This window comes from Pseudomonas sp. DWRC2-2 (assembly GCF_049897885.1).
GTDB lineage: Bacteria > Pseudomonadota > Gammaproteobacteria > Pseudomonadales > Pseudomonadaceae > Aquipseudomonas > Aquipseudomonas azotoformans_A.
The window spans coordinates 1,557,631-1,574,243 of sequence record NZ_JAFCXD010000001.1 but is presented as its reverse complement, the minus strand read 5'-3'; the positions used below and the strand labels follow the sequence as shown (position 1 = coordinate 1,574,243).

Here is a 16,613-nt window from a genome sequence, read left to right as displayed (position 1 = left end):
AGCAGTGTCGGCGATGGAAGCAACCATTCAAGGTTTTGCTGGATGTTTGTACAGTTGATTTGGTGCTGGTCGCGGACGCCGTCCAGCGCCTAGACTTTGTCGATCTTCAGTACAGGAATAGCCCGTGACCTCCATTTTCTGGTACGACTATGAAACCACCGGCATCAATCCGCGCAGTGATCGCCCGCTCCAGGTAGCGGGCATTCGAACGGACCACGAACTCAATGAGATAGGCGAGCCGGTCAATCTTTATTGCCAGCCCAGCGACGATATCCTGCCCCATCCCGTCGCTTGCGCCATTACCGGTATCACCCCAGCAATCCTCGCGGAAAAAGGCCTGGCCGAGGCCGATTTCATGACTCGGGTGCATGCCGAGCTGGCGGCTCCGGGTACGTGTGGCGCCGGGTACAACACCTTGCGCTTTGACGATGAAATGACGCGCTACAGCCTGTACCGCAACTTTTTCGACCCTTACGCACGTGAGTGGCAGGGCGGCAACAGTCGTTGGGATCTCATCGACGTGATCCGCACCGCCTACGCCCTGCGCCCGGAGGGTATTGCATGGCCGCAACAGGATGGGCGCGTCACGCTCAAGCTGGAGCGCCTGACCGAAGCCAACGGTATCGATCATGGCCAGGCGCACGATGCTCTGTCCGACGTGCGAGCCACGATTGCCCTGGCCCGATTGGTTCGTGAGAAACAGCCCAAGCTGTATAAGTGGCTATTTCAACTGCGCAGCAAGCAGGCGGTGATGGACCAGGTGCGATTGCTGCAACCCATGGTGCATATCTCAGGGCGTTTTTCCGCCGAGCGTCATTACCTGGGCGTGGTATTGCCATTGGCGTGGCACCCGCGCAATCGCAATGCACTGATCGTCTGCGACCTTGGGCTCGATCCCCAAGGGTTGTTGGACCTGGATGCCGATACCTTGCGTCAGCGTCTCTATACCCGTCGTGACGATCTTGCCGAGGGCGAGTTGCCGGTGCCGCTCAAGTTGGTGCACATCAATCGCTGCCCTGTGGTTGCTCCCTTGAATGTGCTTCGGGCAGAAGATCGTGAGCGTCTGCACTTGGACATGGATCTTTTTCAGGCGCGCGCCCTGCGGCTAACTGACGCACAGGAACTTTGGCGCGATAAATTGGCGGCCATTTATGCCGAGGAAGATTTCGTGCCGAGTTCAGACCCGGAGCAACAGCTTTACGATGGCTTTATCGGAGATCGTGATCGGCGCTTATGTGAACAAGTCCGGATGGCCGAGCCTGCGCAATTAGCTCGCCAGCAATGGCCTTTTGATGATCATCGTTTACCTGAATTACTGTTTCGCTACCGAGCGCGTAACTTCCCCGATACCTTGAACAGTGAGGAGCAACAACGCTGGCAGCTTTTCTGTCAGCAACGTTTGTCGGACCCAGAGTGGGGGGCGCCAAATACCCTTGCAGCATTTAAGCAGGCTAAACAGGAATTTGCCGTTAGTGCGACGCCTTTTCAGGCGCAGGTGCTTGAGCAGTGGCAGGAATATGCCGACGCGCTGGCCCATAAGGTGAATCTGTAGTCGGCTTTCATACAATACACAGGCAATAAAAAACGCCAGCAAGCTGGCGTTTTTAATGTATCGCGTATCAGGCGCAGGCCTGGCGAGGCTTAGCCCAGCAGGGTAGCCCAGCCTTCAACCACGTCACCGCCCCACTTGGCTTTCCACTCTTTCAGGGTTTTGTGGTTGCCACCTTTGGTTTCAATCACTTCGCCGTTGTGTGGGTTTTTGTACTGTTTGACTTTGCGAGCACGCTTGGTGCCGGTAGTTTTCACAGCGCCACGCGGTGCTTTAACTTTCGATTCTGGATCCAGCAGCGCGATGATGTCACGCAGGGATTTGGAGTACTCACCCATCAGGGCGCGCAGTTTGCCTTCGAATTCCAGCTCGGTTTGCAGTTTGTCGTCTTGGGACAGGTTCTTCAAACGGGCTTGCAGCTCTTTGATAGCTTCTTCGGTGGCACGGTATTCGTTGATCAGAGACATGTGGACTACCTTATGTAGAGCGCTGATTGACAGGGATAGTGGCCCAATAATAGTCAGGCAGTTTGCCCAAGTAAACATTTAAGCTCGCATTTATGTGAATTACTTTGAATGTTTGTAGCATTGCTATGCATTCGAGTTAATTACTAGGGCGTAGGCCTTAAGATAATCTCGTTGAAATACGGGGAACAGCCGTAGGTTGAGGGAGTAGATTCATATAAAGGTGGTAAAACCATAGGCTATTAAGGGGCAAGCCATCGGCCAGCGATCAGAATAAGCGTCAACGAATACTGCAGTTTTCCTGCGCAATCGCTAGAATGGCGGCCTTTGCGAAGTTCTGGAGTTTCCCCCTAATGCGCACTTTTCGGCTGGTGATTGCTTGCCCGGACCGGGTTGGCATCGTTGCCAAGGTCAGTAACTTTCTGGCCTCCCACAACGGTTGGATCACCGAGGCGAGTCATCACTCGGACAATCTCAGCGGTTGGTTCTTCATGCGTCACGAGATTCGTGCCGATTCGCTGCCTTTTGGTCTTGATGCCTTCCGCGACGCGTTTGCGCCCATCGCCGAAGAGTTTTCGATGACCTGGCATATCACCGACACCGAGCAGAAAAAACGCGTGGTGTTGATGGCCAGCCGTGAATCCCACTGCCTGGCCGACTTGCTGCATCGCTGGCACAGCGATGAGCTGGACTGCGAGATCGCGTGTGTGATTTCCAACCATGACGACCTGCGCAGCATGGTCGAGTGGCATGGCATCCCGTACTACCACGTGCCGGTCAATCCACAGGACAAGGAGCCGGCGTTCGCCGAGGTTTCGCGTCTGGTCAAGCAGCACGAAGCCGACGTGGTGGTGCTGGCGCGCTACATGCAGATCCTGCCACCGGAACTCTGCCGCGAATACGCTGGCAAGGTGATCAACATTCACCACAGCTTCCTGCCGTCGTTCGTCGGCGCCAAGCCGTACCACCAGGCGTCGCTGCGGGGTGTGAAGTTGATCGGCGCTACTTGCCACTACGTCACCGAAGAACTGGACGCCGGCCCGATCATCGAGCAGGACGTGGTGCGTGTCAGCCACAGCGACAGCATTGAGGACATGGTGCGTTTTGGCCGTGACGTCGAGAAGATGGTGCTGGCCCGTGGCCTGCGTTACCACTTGGAAGACCGCGTGCTGGTGCATGGCAACAAGACGGTCGTGTTCTGATCGACCTGTTGTGATTGAAGAATGAAGGGCCTGGGCGTTAAATCGATCCAGGCCCTTTTTCTTTGTACGCTGCCGAGGATTGAATCATGAGTGATCCGCTGGACAAAGCCACTTCAAAAGCCCCCGCCACATTAGGGGAGGGCTGTTTGAGTCGATACGACCCGGATGACCTGAGCAGCGAGGACGGCACCGAGTTTCCCGGCGCCGCCGAACTGTGGGAGCAGGAGCAGGCCAAGTCCGAGACCAAGGACGCCTGATCAGATCCGGAAACTGCCAACCAATTGTTTCAACCGTGCAGCCTGTTGTTCCAGGTCGGCACAAGCACGCAACGTAGATTGCAGGTTTTCCACACCTTCCTGGTTGAGGGTGTTGATCTCGGTAATGTCCATGTTGATCGACTCCACTACCGAGGTCTGTTCCTCTGTGGCGGTGGCGACGGACTGGTTCATGCCATCAATTTCGCCGATGCGTTGGGTCACGCTGTTCAGGCGTTCGCCGGCCAGGTTGGCGATATCGACACTTTCAAGACTGTGGCGCTGGCTTTCACCCATGGTGCTGACCGAGTCTCGCGCGCCGACTTGCAGTTCTTCAATCATCTTCTGCACCTGTTGCGCCGATTCCTGAGTGCGATGCGCCAGGTTGCGCACTTCATCCGCAACCACTGCAAACCCACGCCCGGCTTCCCCGGCACGGGCTGCTTCGATGGCGGCGTTCAGTGCCAGCAGGTTGGTTTGCTGGGAAATACTGGTGATCACTTCGAGAATCTGGCCGATGTTCACCGTCTTGCTATTGAGCGCTTCGATGTTGCTGCTGGAGGCGCTGATCATCGACGACAACTGGTTCATCGCCTTGATGTTGCGTTCCACCACTTGCTGGCCATCCTCAGCCAGATGCCGTGCATCGCTGGCCTGATGGGAGGCCTGCGCTGCATTGCGCGCGATTTCCTGGGCCGCAGCGCCCAGTTCATTGATGGCGGCAGCGACGCTATTGGTGCGATTGGCCTGCTCATCGGAATTGACCATCGACGAGTTGGAGGCGCTGACCACCCGCAGTGCCACTTCATTTACCTGTTCGGTGGCCGAAGACACTTCGCGGATCGACGTATGAATGCGCTCCACGAAGCGGTTGAAGGCGTTACCCAGTGTGCCGAATTCATCGTGGTTCTGGATGGTCAGGCGGCGGGTCAGGTCGCCCTCGCCATCGGCGATGTCCTGCATGGCGCGGGTCATCACGTGCAGTGGTTGCAACAGGATACGGATCAGCATGCCGAGCAGGGCGATGATGATCACCACCGCAATGAGCGTGGCGATGACCGCTGAGGTGCGGAATTCGCTGAGCATGGCGAAGGATTTGTCTTTATCGACTGAAATGCCGAGGTACCAGTTTACCGAGGGCAGGCCCTTGATCGGAGTGAAGGTCACGATGTTGTCTTTGCCGTTGGCCTCGACTTCGCTGAAGTCTGCGCTGATCTTCGGCGTATTTTTCGGATACACGTCGGCCAGGGTCTTCATCACCAGGTTTTTGTCCGGGTGTACCAGTACCTTGCCGTCGGCGCTGACCAGGAACGCATAGCCCATGCCGCCGAAATTCAGCGCGCCGATGTTATCCACCAGGGTTTGCAGGCTCAGGTCACCGCCGACCACGCCGATGCTTTGGGTGCCTTGGTTGCTGGGAGTGGCAACGGAAATGATCAACTTGCCGGTGGCCGCATCGATATAGGGCTCGGTCAGGGTTGAACCGTTGCTGCTCTGGGCGCCCTTGTACCAGGGGCGAACACGCGGGTCGAAACCGTCTGGCATCTTGGTGTCGGGGCGGATGGTGAAGGCGCCCTTGCTGTCACCGACGTAGGTCGCCATGAAGGAGGACGTCAGGGTTTTCTGTTCCAGCAGGCTGGCAACAGCCGAAGGCTCGGGGTTGATGGCGATGTTTTGCGCGGCGTTTTCCACCAGGGCTATACGCCCGTTAAGCCAGGTTTGAATGTTGCTGGCGGTGACATCGCCCATTTCATGCAGGTAGTTGTTGAGATCGTCGCGTATCGCGTTGCGTTGCAGGTAGTCGTTGTAGAGGGTAAACAGCGCGAATGCGGCAATGACGATAAGGGAGGCTGCAAGCAGGATTTTGTGGCTGAAGCGCAGATTTTTATTCATGGCTTGTAGGGTCCGCTAAGGTCTTAATATCCGAAGCGCGTCCTTATGGGAGGCGCAAATGGCAGCGTCAAAAAAGGTGTGATACTTCTTGTGATGGTTCCGGTGGTCCCTGTGGGAACTATCTGACCTATTTTTAGACTTTGTGGGTCTCACACTTCTCTGTATCGACCTGGCCGCACTAAAGATTAACCATGGGTGACGAAATGCCTGACTCCACGCAACTGCTAATCGGCGCCGGCCTCGACGGCCAGCCCATCGCCCAGGCCATGCGCCTGGCCAACCGTCACGGGTTGATCGCCGGTGCCACCGGCACGGGCAAGACCGTTACGCTGCAACGCCTGGCCGAAGCCTTCAGTGATGCCGGCGTGGCGGTGTTTGCGGCGGATATCAAGGGTGACTTGTGCGGCCTGGGCGCTGCGGCGAACCCGCAGGGCAAGGTGGCCGAGCGCATCGCCGGCATGCCGTTCCTCAATTACACGGCCAAGGCTTATCCGGTCACGCTGTGGGATATCCACGGGCAATCCGGTCATCCGTTGCGCACTACGATCAGCGAAATGGGCCCATTGCTGCTCGGTAGCCTGTTGGAACTCACCGACAGCCAACAATCGGCGCTTTACGCGGCGTTCAAGGTCGCAGACCGCGAAGGCTTGTTGTTGCTGGACCTCAAGGACCTCAAGGCGCTCCTCAATCATCTGCGCTACCACCCCGAACTGTTGGGCGAAGACGCGGCGCTGATGACCACCGGTTCCAGCCAGGCGTTGTTGCGACGCCTGGCGGTGTTGGAGCAGCAGGGCGCCGAAGCTTTGTTCGGCGAGCCGGCCCTGCAGTTGGAAGATATCCTGCAGCCCACGGGTGACGGGCTTGGTCGCATCCATCTGCTGGACGCGAGCCGTCTGGTTCACGAAGCGCCGAAGGTGTACGCGACCTTCCTGCTGTGGCTGCTGGCGGAGTTGTTCGAGCAACTGCCCGAGCGCGGTGATGCCGACAAGCCGTTACTTGCACTGTTCTTTGATGAGGCGCACTTGCTGTTCGCCGACACGCCCAAGGCGTTGCAGGAGCGACTGGAGCAAGTGGTGCGGCTGATCCGTTCAAAAGGCGTTGGCGTGTATTTTGTCACCCAGTCGCCAGGCGACCTGCCGGACAGCGTGCTGGCGCAACTCGGCCTGCGCATCCAGCATGGCCTGCGGGCGTTCACGACGAAAGAGCAGAAATCCCTACGCGCCGTAGCCGACGGTTTTCGGCCGAACCCGGCCTTTGATGCCCTTTCGGTATTGACCGAGTTGGGCACGGGCGAGGCGTTGGTGGGCACGCTGCAGGAAAAAGGCACGCCGGAAGTCGTCCAGCGTGTATTGGTTGCACCGCCGCAGTCGCGGATCGGGCCGCTCAGCGAGGCCGAACGCGCTGCATTGGTGGCCAGTTCACCGTTGCAGGGCCGGTATGACAAGCCGATTGATCGGGAGTCCGCTTATGAAGTGCTGATGGCACGCAAAGAGCTTGGGCCGACCGAAGAGGCCAAGCCGGCCGCCGAGGAGCCTAGTTTCACCGACAGGGCCGGGGCGTTTCTCGGCACAACCGCAGGTAAGGCGCTGAAGTCCGCAATGCAGCAAGCCGCCAATCAGATGGGGCGACAATTGGTCCGTGGTTTGTTGGGGTCGTTGTTGGGCGGCAGCAAACGCAAGTAGCGACTCAGGGCTTGGCTTTGGCGTGGGCCGCCAGCCGTTCAAGCGCCGCGCGCAAGCCTGGGTTGCTGATCCCGTCGGCCGTTGCCTGAATGGCTTCGGCCGCATGGGTCGACAAATCATGAACGTGTTCCGCCACGCCAGGTTGGGTGGTGGGCGGCTGTACCTTGAACTGGATGCGCGTCAAGCCAGCGAATTCATCGAAGGCCATCAATTGACGCTGCAGGCGTTTTTGCTGATAGCGCAAGCGTGTCGCCCAGTGGCCATCTGTGACAATAAGCAGCAGGTTGCCTTCACGCCAGGACGCCACGCGGCAATGTTCGCGTGCGGCCGGTTGCAATTGAGTTTCGAGCAGTCGTTGCAGGCGGCCCAGGCGTTGGGCATGGCCAAAGATGGCTTTCAGCGGCTTGGCATCGCGAAGCAACACGGCGGGAGCGCGGGCTGATAAGGGGCGAAACGCCATTATTGGACACCTTAAGTAACAGAGCCGCCATCTTAGCAGAACGCGCCTGAACGCCCCCAGCCAATGCATTCGTAGGGTTTTGTTCATGAAATCAATTGGTAACTTCTTCGCTCCATGGGTTGAAGTTCCGACAAAAGCCCTTATTTTAAACAAGCCCTCTCACAGCACCATGCCAGCATCGGGGAACAACGCCACTTTCCTCACCCACGAATCCGGGTAGAATGCGCGTTCGCATGCGGCCGTGAGGGCTGCTCGGGCCACTCACGGTGCGCCCTCCATCCCTATGTGTGGAAGAACCTGCCGATATGTTTGCGCCTTTGTTAAAGAAACTTTTTGGAAGCAAGAATGAGCGCGAAGTCAAACGCATGCTCAAGACGGTGCAGCTGGTCAATGCCTTCGAAGAGCAGATGGTTGCCCTTTCGGACGAGCAATTGCGCGCCAAGACCCAAGAGTTCAAGGCCCGCATAGCCAAAGGTGAAACCCTCGACAAGCTGCTGCCCGAAGCCTTTGCGGTCGCCCGTGAAGCCGGTAAGCGTGTCATGGGCATGCGCCACTTCGACGTCCAGTTGATCGGCGGCATGACCTTGCATGAAGGCATGATTGCCGAAATGCGCACCGGTGAAGGCAAGACCCTGGTGGCAACCCTGGGCGTTTACCTCAACGCACTGTCCGGCAAGGGCGTGCACGTTGTGACGGTGAACGACTACCTGGCCCGCCGGGACGCCAACTGGATGCGCCCGCTGTATGAATTCCTCGGCTTGACCGTCGGCGTGGTTACGCCGTTCCAGCCGCCGGAAGAGAAGCGCGCTGCTTACGCTTGCGACATTACCTACGGCACCAACAACGAATTCGGTTTCGACTACCTGCGCGACAATATGGCGTTCAGCATGGATGAAAAATTCCAGCGCGAACTCAACTTTGCCGTGATCGACGAAGTCGACTCCATCCTCATCGACGAAGCCCGTACCCCGCTGATCATCTCCGGCCAGGCCGAAGACAGCTCGCGCCTGTACACCGAAATCAACAAGTTGATTCCGCGCCTGGAGCAGCACATCGAGGAAGTGGAAGGCGTGGTGACCAAAGAAGGTCACTTCAGCATCGACGAGAAGACCCGCCAGGTCGAACTCAACGAAGCCGGTCACCAGTTCGTCGAAGAAATGCTGACCCAGATCGGCGAGCTGGCCGAGGGTGAAAGCCTGTACTCGGCACACAACCTGGGCCTGTTGACCCACGTGTATGCCGGCCTGCGCGCCCACAAGCTGTTCCATCGCAACGTCGAATACATCGTGCAGGACGGCCAGGTCGTGCTGGTTGACGAACACACCGGCCGCACCATGCCGGGTCGTCGTCTGTCCGAAGGCCTGCACCAGGCCATCGAAGCCAAGGAACACCTCAACATCCAGGCTGAAAGCCAGACGTTGGCGTCCACCACCTTCCAGAACTACTTCCGTCTGTACAACAAACTGTCCGGCATGACCGGTACGGCCGACACCGAAGCGTTCGAATTCCACCAGATCTACAACCTGGCGGTAATGGTCATTCCGCCGAACAAACCGTTGGCGCGTAAAGACTTCAACGACCTGGTGTTCCTGACGGCCGAAGAGAAATACGCGGCCATCATCAACGACATCAAGGACGGCATGGCCCAGGGTCGCCCGATCCTGGTGGGTACCGCCACCATCGAGACTTCCGAGCACGTATCGAACCTGCTCAACAAGGAAGGCATCGAGCACAAGGTCCTCAACGCCAAGTTCCACGAAAAAGAAGCCGAGATCATTGCCCAGGCCGGTCGCCCAGGCGCACTGACCATCGCCACCAACATGGCCGGTCGTGGTACCGACATCCTGTTGGGCGGTAACTGGGAAGTGGAAGTCGCGGCACTGGAAAACCCGAGCCCTGAGCAGATCGCCCAGATCAAGGCTGACTGGCAGATACGCCACCAGGCCGTGCTGGAATCCGGTGGCCTGCAGGTGATCGCTTCCGAGCGTCACGAATCGCGCCGTATCGACAACCAGCTGCGTGGTCGTGCCGGTCGCCAGGGGGACGCCGGTTCCAGCCGCTTCTACCTGTCCCTGGAAGACAGCCTGATGCGTATCTTCGCTTCGGACCGCGTGAAGAACTTCATGAAGGCCTTAGGGATGCAGTCCGGTGAAGCGATTGAACACCGCATGGTGACCAACGCCATCGAGAAGGCCCAGCGCAAGGTCGAGGGCCGCAACTTCGATATCCGTAAGCAACTGCTCGAGTTCGATGACGTCAACAACGAACAGCGTAAAGTGATCTATCACATGCGTAACACGTTGCTGGCCGCCGACAACATTGGCGAGACCATCGCTGATTTCCGTCAGGATGTACTCAACGCCACCGTCAGCGCACACATCCCGCCACAGTCTCTGCCAGAGCAGTGGGATGTTGCCGGTCTGGAAGCCGCGTTGAAGAGCGACTTCGGTGTGGACCTGCCGGTTCAGCAGTGGCTGGACGAAGACGATCACCTGTACGAAGAAACGCTGCGCGAGAAGCTGATGACCGAGCTGCTGGCCGCGTACAACGAGAAAGAAGAGCAGGCGAGTGCCGAAGCACTGCGCACCTTCGAGAAGCAAATCGTACTGCGCGTGCTGGACGACCTGTGGAAAGACCACCTGTCGACCATGGACCACCTGCGTCACGGTATCCACCTGCGTGGCTACGCCCAGAAGAACCCGAAGCAGGAGTACAAGCGCGAGTCGTTCACGCTGTTCTCCGAACTGCTGGATTCGATCAAGCGCGATTCGATCCGCGTGCTGTCCCACGTTCAGGTGCGTCGCGAAGACCCGATCGAGGAAGAAGCCCGCCTGCGTCAGGAAGCCGAGGCTCTGGCTGCGCGCATGCAGTTCCAGCATGACGAAGCACCGGGCCTGGAAGCGCCTGAGGCATTGGGCGAAGAGGTCGACGTGGCCCTGGCTCAAACCCCGGTTCGCAATGACCAGAAGCTGGGCCGCAACGAGCTGTGCTACTGCGGTTCGGGCAAGAAGTTCAAACACTGCCACGGCCAGATCGAATAAGATTTTTGCCTGACGCTGCAACACCCCGCGCCGCGACCGGCCTCTGCCGTCGCGGCGTTTTGCCATTAATTTCGCCGTCGCTCACGACGGCACAGACATTATCTGATCTTTAAGGAGCGCATTCATGGCTGTTGGTCTTGGTCCTTTGCCCACATTGCACCCGGTTGCCGGTTTTGAACTCGGTATCGCTTCGGCCGGCATCAAGCGCCCTGGGCGCAAAGATGTGGTGGTGATGCGCTGTGCCGAAGGTTCGACCGTCGCCGGTGTGTTCACCCTCAACGCGTTCTGCGCCGCACCGGTGATCCTGGCCAAGCAACGCGTTGCCGGCACGATCCGTTACCTGCTGACCAACACCGGCAATGCCAACGCCGGTACCGGCGAGCCAGGCCTGGTGGCCGCCGCGCGCACCTGCGCCAAGTTGGCCCAGCTGACCGGCGTGGACGCCAGCCAAGTGCTGCCGTATTCCACCGGCGTGATCGGTGAGCCATTGCCGGTAGAAAAAATCGAAGGCGCGCTGCAAGCTGCGCTGGACGACCTGTCGGTGGATAACTGGGCCGCGGCAGCGACCGGGATCATGACCACTGACACCCTGCCCAAAGGCGCGAGCCGCCAGTTCGTGCACGATGGCGTGACCGTCACCGTGACCGGTATCAGCAAGGGCGCGGGCATGATCCGTCCGAACATGGCCACCATGCTCGGCTACATCGCCACCGACGCCAAAGTCTCCCGCGACGTGCTGCACAGCCTGATCCTCGACGGCGCCAACAAGTCGTTCAACCGCATCACCATCGATGGCGACACCTCGACCAACGACTGCTGCATGCTGATCGCCACCGGCCAGGCCGACCTGCCGGAAATCACCGAGGCCAGCGGCCCGTTGTTCGCGGCGTTGAAGCAGGCGGTGTTCGAAGTGTGCATGGAAGTGGCCCAGGCCATCGTGCGTGACGGTGAAGGCGCTACCAAGTTCGTGACCGTTGAAGTCAACGGCGGCGGCAATCACCAAGAGTGCCTGGATGTGGGCTACACCGTGGCGCATTCGCCGCTGATCAAGACGGCCTTGTTCGCCTCCGATCCTAACTGGGGCCGTATCCTGGCGGCAGTGGGTCGTGCCGGTGTGCCGGATCTGGACGTGAGCAAGATCGACGTGTTCCTCGGCGACGTGTGCATCGCCAGCCGAGGCGCCCGTGCCGAGACCTACACCGAAGCCCAGGGCTCGGCGGTGATGCAGCAGGAAGAAATCACCATCCGTATCGAGCTGGGCCGCGGCGCGTGCAGCGAAACCATCTGGACCACCGACCTGTCCCACGAATACGTGAAGATCAACGCGGAATACCGTACTTAAGAGGAAACGCGCGGTGAAACGAGTGCATGTAGCAGCCGCGGTGATCCGCGGTGTCGACGGCAGAATCCTGTTGGCGCGCCGCGCCGATACCCAGCATCAGGGCGGCCTCTGGGAGTTTCCCGGCGGCAAGGTGGAGGCTGATGAGTCGGTCGCCAACGCGCTGTCCCGCGAATTGCAGGAAGAGCTGGGTATACAGGTCACTACCGCGCGGCCGCTGATCAAGGTGCAGCATGATTACCCGGACAAGCAGGTGTTGCTGGATGTCTGGGAAGTGTCGGCGTTTACCGGCGAGCCTCATGGTGTTGAATGGCAACCGTTGGAATGGGTCGCTCCTCGGGACCTGATCAACTACGAGTTCCCGGCGGCCAATGCGCCGATTGTGGCGGCGGCGCGTTTGCCGGCTGAATACCTGATCACCCCAGGCGAACTGGAAACCCCGACGTTACTGCGGGGTATTCAGAAAGCCATTGCTGGCGGTATCAAGCTGGTGCAACTGCGTGCGCCCAACGGCTACGACCCTAAATACCGTGACCTCGCGGTGGATGCGGTGGGGCTGTGCGCGGGTAAGGCACAACTGATGCTCAAGGGGCCGTTCGAGTGGCTGGGGGATTTTCCTTCGGCCGGTTGGCACATGACCTCGGCACAACTGCGTAAATACGCGAGCAAAGGTCGACCGCTTCCTAAAGATCGTTGGTTGGCGGCGTCTTGCCACAATGCCGAGGAGCTGGCGCTGGCGGAAATGATGGACGTGGATTTCGTCACGCTGTCGCCGGTACAGCCGACCCAGACTCACCCCGATGCCCAGCCATTGGGATGGGAGCAGGCGGCAGAGTTGATCCGTGGGTTCAGCAAACCGGTGTTTCTGTTGGGCGGGGTGGGGCCTGTCGAGCGAGAGCAGGCTTGGGAAGTTGGGGCCCAAGGTGTTGCAGGTATTAGAGCGTTCTGGCCGGAAGTTTGATGCTGTCTTGACTGGCCTCTTCGCGAGCAAGCCCGCTCCCACATTCGATCGAGTTCCACCTTTGGAATACGGTCGAATGTGGGAGCGGGCTTGCTCGCGAAGGCGTCAGATCAGGCACTGAGTAATCAATGGGGTTTAGCAGCTGCTTGCCATAACACCTCAGCCACACCCTGGCGCTTGGCAATCACCCGCGCCGCCACAAACAGCAAATCCGACAACCGATTGATGTACGCCAACCCCACCCCTTCCAACGGTTCCACCGCATTCAATTGCTGACACCGCCGCTCCGCACTGCGCGCCAGGCTGCGGCACACATGGGCTTGGGCGATCAATGCCGAGCCACCGGGCAGGATGAAGTTCTCCAGCGGCCCCACTTCCTCATTCCAGCGGTCAATCGCGGCTTCCAGCCGATCCACTTCCGCAGCGTTCAAGGCTTTGTACACCGGCATTGCCAGTTCACCGCCCAGGTCGAACAAACGATGCTGGCAAGGCGTTAGCACCTCGATCACATCCTTCAGTTCCGGATGTTTGCCACTCTGCTCTTCCAGGCTGGCCAGCAATAAACCCAGCTGGCTGTTCAGCGTATCCACCTCACCAATCGCTTCCACCCGTGGGTGGTCCTTGGGCACGCGGCGGCCATCGCCCAGGCCGGTTTCGCCCTTGTCGCCGGTGCGGGTGTAGATCTTCGACAGGCGAAAGCCCATGGTCAGTGCTCCAGTTGGTTCAGTTCGTAAGGGGGCAGTTGGCTGCCGGCCAACGGCAGGCGCAGGGTGAAGCAGGTGCCTTGGCCCAGGGTGGAATGCACTTCCATCTGGCCCTTGTGGTTGTTGGTGATGATGAAATACGACACCGACAGCCCGAGTCCTGTGCCCTGGCCGATTTCCTTGGTGGTGAAGAACGGCTCGAAAGTGCGTTTGCGCACGTTCTCGCTCATGCCGATGCCGTTATCTTCTACTTGGATCTCCGCCCACGGCGGGTTGAGGCGCGTGCGCAGGATGATGCGCCCCGGCTCACTGTCGTCTTCACGCAAATGGATGGCCTGGGCGGCGTTTTTCAGCAGGTTGAGCAGTACTTGTTCCAGTTCGTTGGCGGTACCGGGCACCGGGCCGAGTTGAGGGTCGAACTGGCGGATGATGGCCTGGCCCTTGAAGTCGAAGCCGATGGCCAGGTCGAAGTCATTGCCAGCGATTTCCACGGCTTGGTCGATCAGCGCCGGCAAATCGCAGGGGGCCATCTGTCGGTTGCTACGCCGGCTGAAACTGAGCATGTGGGTGACGATCTTTGCCGCCCGCGCCCCAGCCTGTTGGATGCCATCGAGCAGTTGCGGCACTTCGCGGCTTTGCAGGTAGCGGTTGACTGTTTCCAGCTCGATGCCTGCCTGCTCCGCATGCTCCAGGTTCTTGGGCAACTCGGGGGACAGGCGGCGACGGATGTTCTGCACGTTGTGCAGGATCGCCCCCAGCGGGTTGTTGATCTCATGGGCCATGCCGGCGGCCAAGCCACCCACGGAGAGCATCTTCTCCGACTGCACCATCATTTCTTCCAGGGACAGGCGCTGGGTGATGTCATCGATCCGGATCACCACGCCACGCCCGGCCCCGCCCATCAGCGGGTAGAACGTCAGCGCGTAGTGCTTGGCTTCGTCGTCCTTGAACCAGGTGACACGCTCGATGCGCTCCACGGTGTGTTGTTCCACCGCCGCCCGGATCTGCGGCAGGTAAGGTTTGAGCGGCTGGAACGCCAGGTAGATCGGCTGGTTCAGGGCTTCGTCCAGGCGTGTGCCGGAGAGGGCGCTGGCCTCCTGGTTCCATTGGGTGACGTAGAGCTGTTCATCCAGGGCGATCAGCGCCGAGGGCATGGAGTCGATGATGCTGTTCAGGTAATTCTGGAAGCCGGTGAGTTTCTTCTCGATCTTGCTGCGAACCTGCACTTCCAGTTCCAGTTTGCGGTTGGTGTGGCGAGTTTCTTCCGCCAGACCCTGAGCCTGGTCATACGCCGCCTGAGAGTCGTCCCGCGCACGCTTGAGCTGTTGCTCACGGGCTTCGATGCGCGACAGCATGGTGTTGAAGGCCTCGGCCAGGCTGCCAATTTCGTCGTGGTTACCGCGGCCGGCGCGCAGGGCGTAGTTCTCCTCGCGGGTGACCTGGCGGGAGAGTTCTTCCAGTTCGTGGATCGGCCGAGTGATCAGGCGTTTGATCTGGCGGGCGATGATCAGCCACAACAGCACGCTGAAAATCAGGATGCCCAGGCTGGCCGTCAATGTGCCGGTATAGAACGCCACTGGCAGCTCGCTACTGGCCACCAGCAGCAGATGCCCGGACGGCTGGCCGGCGCGGGGCAGGGTGATGACCTGGTTGCTGCGAAACTCGGTGACACGCCAGGCTTCGATATGCCGATAGTTGTCCGGCAGGTGCAAGCGGTCGCCGTGTTGCATCTGCGCCAGGCGATTGCCTTCGCCGTCATACAGGGCAGCGGCGCGCAACGGTGAATAGCTGGTCAGTTCGTTGAGCAGCGCGTCTGCCTTGGCGGGCGATTCGAGGGCTTCGGCGGCGAGTGCGGGGTTGGACACCAGGCGGCCGATGGCCTGCAAGGCCTGGGGTGCCATGCTTTCCTGGGAAATCCAGTAGGCGGCGCTGATAAAGGTCAGGTTGGCCACCAGTAACACGGTGGTCAATAGCACCAGCAGGGCGGCGAGCAGTTTCTGCCCGACCGGTAGGTTTTCAAGACGCTGGCGCAGCGGCATCAGGGTTTTCCCAGGTGATAGACAGGCGGGCAGGGTAGCGCGTGGCTCAGTCGCGGGGCAATCCGCGTGCTTGCAAGCGTTCCACCAGTCGCAGTTGCAGTTGTTGCAGGTGCGGCAGGTTCAGATGGTGACGGGCAGCCGCCTGGCAAGCATAGCCCAATAGATAGCTGATTTCGGTGCGACGGCCGGCGGTCACGTCCTGATACATGGACGAGTAGTTGGCGGCAGTGGCCTGGATCACCCGTTCGACTTCGTGTTGCAGGTCCTGCGCGGCAGCGGGTTGGCCGCAGCACGCCAGCAGCTCCGCCAGCTCGGCGCAGAGGGTCGCGACTTCGCAGTGATGGGCTTGCAGTTCGCCATTACGGCATTGATAGAGCACGGTCAGCGGGTTGATGGCGCAATTGAGCGCTAGCTTGCGCCACAGCCGCGTGAGGATGTCGGTGCTCCAATCGTGGGGGATGCCGGCGGCCTGTAAATCATCCAGCCAAAGCGGCGGGGTGGGATGGCTCGCGTCGCCTAGCCAGGTGTAGCCATGGCCGGCGAACACCACACGCCAATCGCCGTCGCGAAATGCGCCTTCGGTGCTGGAGGCAAAGATGCAGCGTGCCTGGGGCAGTTGCGCGGCCACCGCGTCCTGGCTGCCGAGGCCGTTCTGCAACAGGATCAGTTCGGCGTCGGGTGCCAGCCGGTGTTGCAACTGTGCGACGGCACTCTGTGCGTCGTAGGCTTTGCACGCCACGAGTAGGCGATGAATCGGCTCGGGACTGTCGGGCGTTTCGCCAATTACCGGGTATGTGTGTTCCATGCCCTGTTCTACCAGCGTCAGCCCTTTGGCTGCCTGATAGCTGGCCAGGCGCGCTGCATCGCGCAGGATCAACCGCACGGGCACGCCAGCACGCGCCAGCCGCGTGGCCCAGAGTGTGCCCAGGCTGCCGGGGCCGAGAATATGCCAGGTGGTCGACATCAGTTTGTGCTCCAAAGGGTCGCCCGCAGCGAACGGGACAAAAGAACCGCTATAATGCCCC

General features: G+C 59.8%; 13 protein-coding genes and 1 pseudogene. 7 read left to right on the top strand and 7 right to left on the bottom strand.

Annotated elements, in window-relative coordinates; all coding sequences use genetic code 11:
- Window positions 1-124 precede the first annotated feature (124 nt).
- Complete coding sequence (gene sbcB / locus ACP7EW_RS07730; protein WP_426216223.1) at window positions 125-1,552, top strand: exodeoxyribonuclease I; 1,428 nt, start codon at window positions 125-127, stop codon at window positions 1,550-1,552.
- An 89-nt stretch (window positions 1,553-1,641) separates the two neighbouring features.
- Here the strand turns inward: sbcB and mvaT are convergent, their stop codons facing one another.
- Window positions 1,642-2,016 (bottom strand): histone-like nucleoid-structuring protein MvaT, encoded by a 375-nt coding sequence (mvaT, locus tag ACP7EW_RS07725; RefSeq protein WP_016970296.1) that lies wholly within the window; start codon window positions 2,014-2,016, stop codon window positions 1,642-1,644.
- 350 nt (window positions 2,017-2,366) lie between these two features.
- Between mvaT and purU the strand changes: the two genes are divergently transcribed.
- Both purU and ACP7EW_RS07715 read left to right on the top strand, forming a co-directional pair.
- The gene (gene purU / locus ACP7EW_RS07720) at window positions 2,367-3,215 is read left to right on the top strand and encodes a formyltetrahydrofolate deformylase (RefSeq protein WP_010208067.1); all 849 of its coding nucleotides are present in this window, start codon (window positions 2,367-2,369) and stop codon (window positions 3,213-3,215) included.
- Between the two features lie 86 nt (window positions 3,216-3,301).
- Window positions 3,302-3,472 (top strand): hypothetical protein, encoded by a 171-nt coding sequence (locus ACP7EW_RS07715; RefSeq protein ID WP_177004758.1) that lies wholly within the window; start codon window positions 3,302-3,304, stop codon window positions 3,470-3,472.
- Here the strand turns inward: ACP7EW_RS07715 and ACP7EW_RS07710 are convergent, their stop codons facing one another.
- Window positions 3,473-4,237 (bottom strand): methyl-accepting chemotaxis protein, encoded by a 765-nt coding sequence (locus tag ACP7EW_RS07710; protein ID WP_370590840.1) that lies wholly within the window; start codon window positions 4,235-4,237, stop codon window positions 3,473-3,475.
- A 93-nt stretch (window positions 4,238-4,330) separates the two neighbouring features.
- A pseudogene (locus tag ACP7EW_RS07705) lies at window positions 4,331-5,362 on the bottom strand (HAMP domain-containing protein); the annotation flags it as partial.
- A 203-nt stretch (window positions 5,363-5,565) separates the two neighbouring features.
- On the opposite strand from ACP7EW_RS07705, the gene ACP7EW_RS07700 reads away from it, so the two are divergent.
- On the top strand, window positions 5,566-7,044 hold the full coding sequence (locus tag ACP7EW_RS07700; protein WP_269131882.1) for a helicase HerA-like domain-containing protein: 1,479 nt from the start codon (window positions 5,566-5,568) through the stop codon (window positions 7,042-7,044).
- A 4-nt stretch (window positions 7,045-7,048) separates the two neighbouring features.
- Here ACP7EW_RS07700 and ACP7EW_RS07695 read toward each other — a convergent pair whose 3' ends face one another.
- Window positions 7,049-7,504, bottom strand: coding sequence for a DUF721 domain-containing protein (locus tag ACP7EW_RS07695; RefSeq protein ID WP_426216220.1), 456 nt, complete (start codon window positions 7,502-7,504; stop codon window positions 7,049-7,051).
- A 305-nt stretch (window positions 7,505-7,809) separates the two neighbouring features.
- Here ACP7EW_RS07695 and secA point away from each other — a divergent pair, with 305 nt between their 5' ends.
- The 3 genes from secA (at window position 7,810) to ACP7EW_RS07680 (ending at window position 12,845) form a co-directional block, all read left to right on the top strand.
- Window positions 7,810-10,545 carry a preprotein translocase subunit SecA gene (secA, locus tag ACP7EW_RS07690; RefSeq protein ID WP_426216218.1) on the top strand — a complete coding sequence of 912 codons (2,736 nt, stop codon included), beginning with the start codon at window positions 7,810-7,812 and terminating at the stop codon, window positions 10,543-10,545.
- 124 nt (window positions 10,546-10,669) lie between these two features.
- Window positions 10,670-11,887 (top strand): bifunctional glutamate N-acetyltransferase/amino-acid acetyltransferase ArgJ, encoded by a 1,218-nt coding sequence (argJ, locus tag ACP7EW_RS07685; protein WP_426216216.1) that lies wholly within the window; start codon window positions 10,670-10,672, stop codon window positions 11,885-11,887.
- Window positions 11,888-11,900: 13 nt separating this feature from the next.
- On the top strand, window positions 11,901-12,845 hold the full coding sequence (locus ACP7EW_RS07680; protein ID WP_426216214.1) for a Nudix family hydrolase: 945 nt from the start codon (window positions 11,901-11,903) through the stop codon (window positions 12,843-12,845).
- Between the two features lie 125 nt (window positions 12,846-12,970).
- On the opposite strand, the gene ACP7EW_RS07675 is transcribed toward ACP7EW_RS07680, so the two are convergent.
- Genes ACP7EW_RS07675 through ACP7EW_RS07665 form a run of 3 tightly spaced genes read right to left on the bottom strand, consistent with a single transcriptional unit; the run spans window position 12,971 to window position 16,552 of the window.
- The gene (locus ACP7EW_RS07675; RefSeq protein WP_033898503.1) at window positions 12,971-13,549 is read right to left on the bottom strand and encodes a cob(I)yrinic acid a,c-diamide adenosyltransferase; all 579 of its coding nucleotides are present in this window, start codon (window positions 13,547-13,549) and stop codon (window positions 12,971-12,973) included.
- A 2-nt stretch (window positions 13,550-13,551) separates the two neighbouring features.
- On the bottom strand, window positions 13,552-15,588 hold the full coding sequence (locus ACP7EW_RS07670; RefSeq protein WP_269131877.1) for a sensor histidine kinase: 2,037 nt from the start codon (window positions 15,586-15,588) through the stop codon (window positions 13,552-13,554).
- A 46-nt stretch (window positions 15,589-15,634) separates the two neighbouring features.
- The gene (locus ACP7EW_RS07665; protein ID WP_426216212.1) at window positions 15,635-16,552 is read right to left on the bottom strand and encodes a putative 2-dehydropantoate 2-reductase; all 918 of its coding nucleotides are present in this window, start codon (window positions 16,550-16,552) and stop codon (window positions 15,635-15,637) included.
- Window positions 16,553-16,613: the final 61 nt, after the last annotated feature.

What these genes read in the sequence shown, in the direction of transcription:
- mvaT (WP_016970296.1), bottom strand. Translation starts at nt 2,016, where the DNA reads ATGTCTCTGATCAACGAATACCGTGCCACCGAAGAAGCTATCAAAGAG.
- purU (WP_010208067.1), top strand. Translation starts at nt 2,367, where the DNA reads ATGCGCACTTTTCGGCTGGTGATTGCTTGCCCGGACCGGGTTGGCATC.
- ACP7EW_RS07715 (WP_177004758.1), top strand. Translation starts at nt 3,302, where the DNA reads ATGAGTGATCCGCTGGACAAAGCCACTTCAAAAGCCCCCGCCACATTA.
- ACP7EW_RS07710 (WP_370590840.1), bottom strand. Translation starts at nt 4,237, where the DNA reads ATGGTCAATTCCGATGAGCAGGCCAATCGCACCAATAGCGTCGCTGCC.
- ACP7EW_RS07700 (WP_269131882.1), top strand. Translation starts at nt 5,566, where the DNA reads ATGCCTGACTCCACGCAACTGCTAATCGGCGCCGGCCTCGACGGCCAG.
- ACP7EW_RS07695 (WP_426216220.1), bottom strand. Translation starts at nt 7,504, where the DNA reads ATGGCGTTTCGCCCCTTATCAGCCCGCGCTCCCGCCGTGTTGCTTCGC.
- secA (WP_426216218.1), top strand. Translation starts at nt 7,810, where the DNA reads ATGTTTGCGCCTTTGTTAAAGAAACTTTTTGGAAGCAAGAATGAGCGC.
- argJ (WP_426216216.1), top strand. Translation starts at nt 10,670, where the DNA reads ATGGCTGTTGGTCTTGGTCCTTTGCCCACATTGCACCCGGTTGCCGGT.
- ACP7EW_RS07675 (WP_033898503.1), bottom strand. Translation starts at nt 13,549, where the DNA reads ATGGGCTTTCGCCTGTCGAAGATCTACACCCGCACCGGCGACAAGGGC.
- ACP7EW_RS07670 (WP_269131877.1), bottom strand. Translation starts at nt 15,588, where the DNA reads ATGCCGCTGCGCCAGCGTCTTGAAAACCTACCGGTCGGGCAGAAACTG.
- ACP7EW_RS07665 (WP_426216212.1), bottom strand. Translation starts at nt 16,552, where the DNA reads ATGTCGACCACCTGGCATATTCTCGGCCCCGGCAGCCTGGGCACACTC.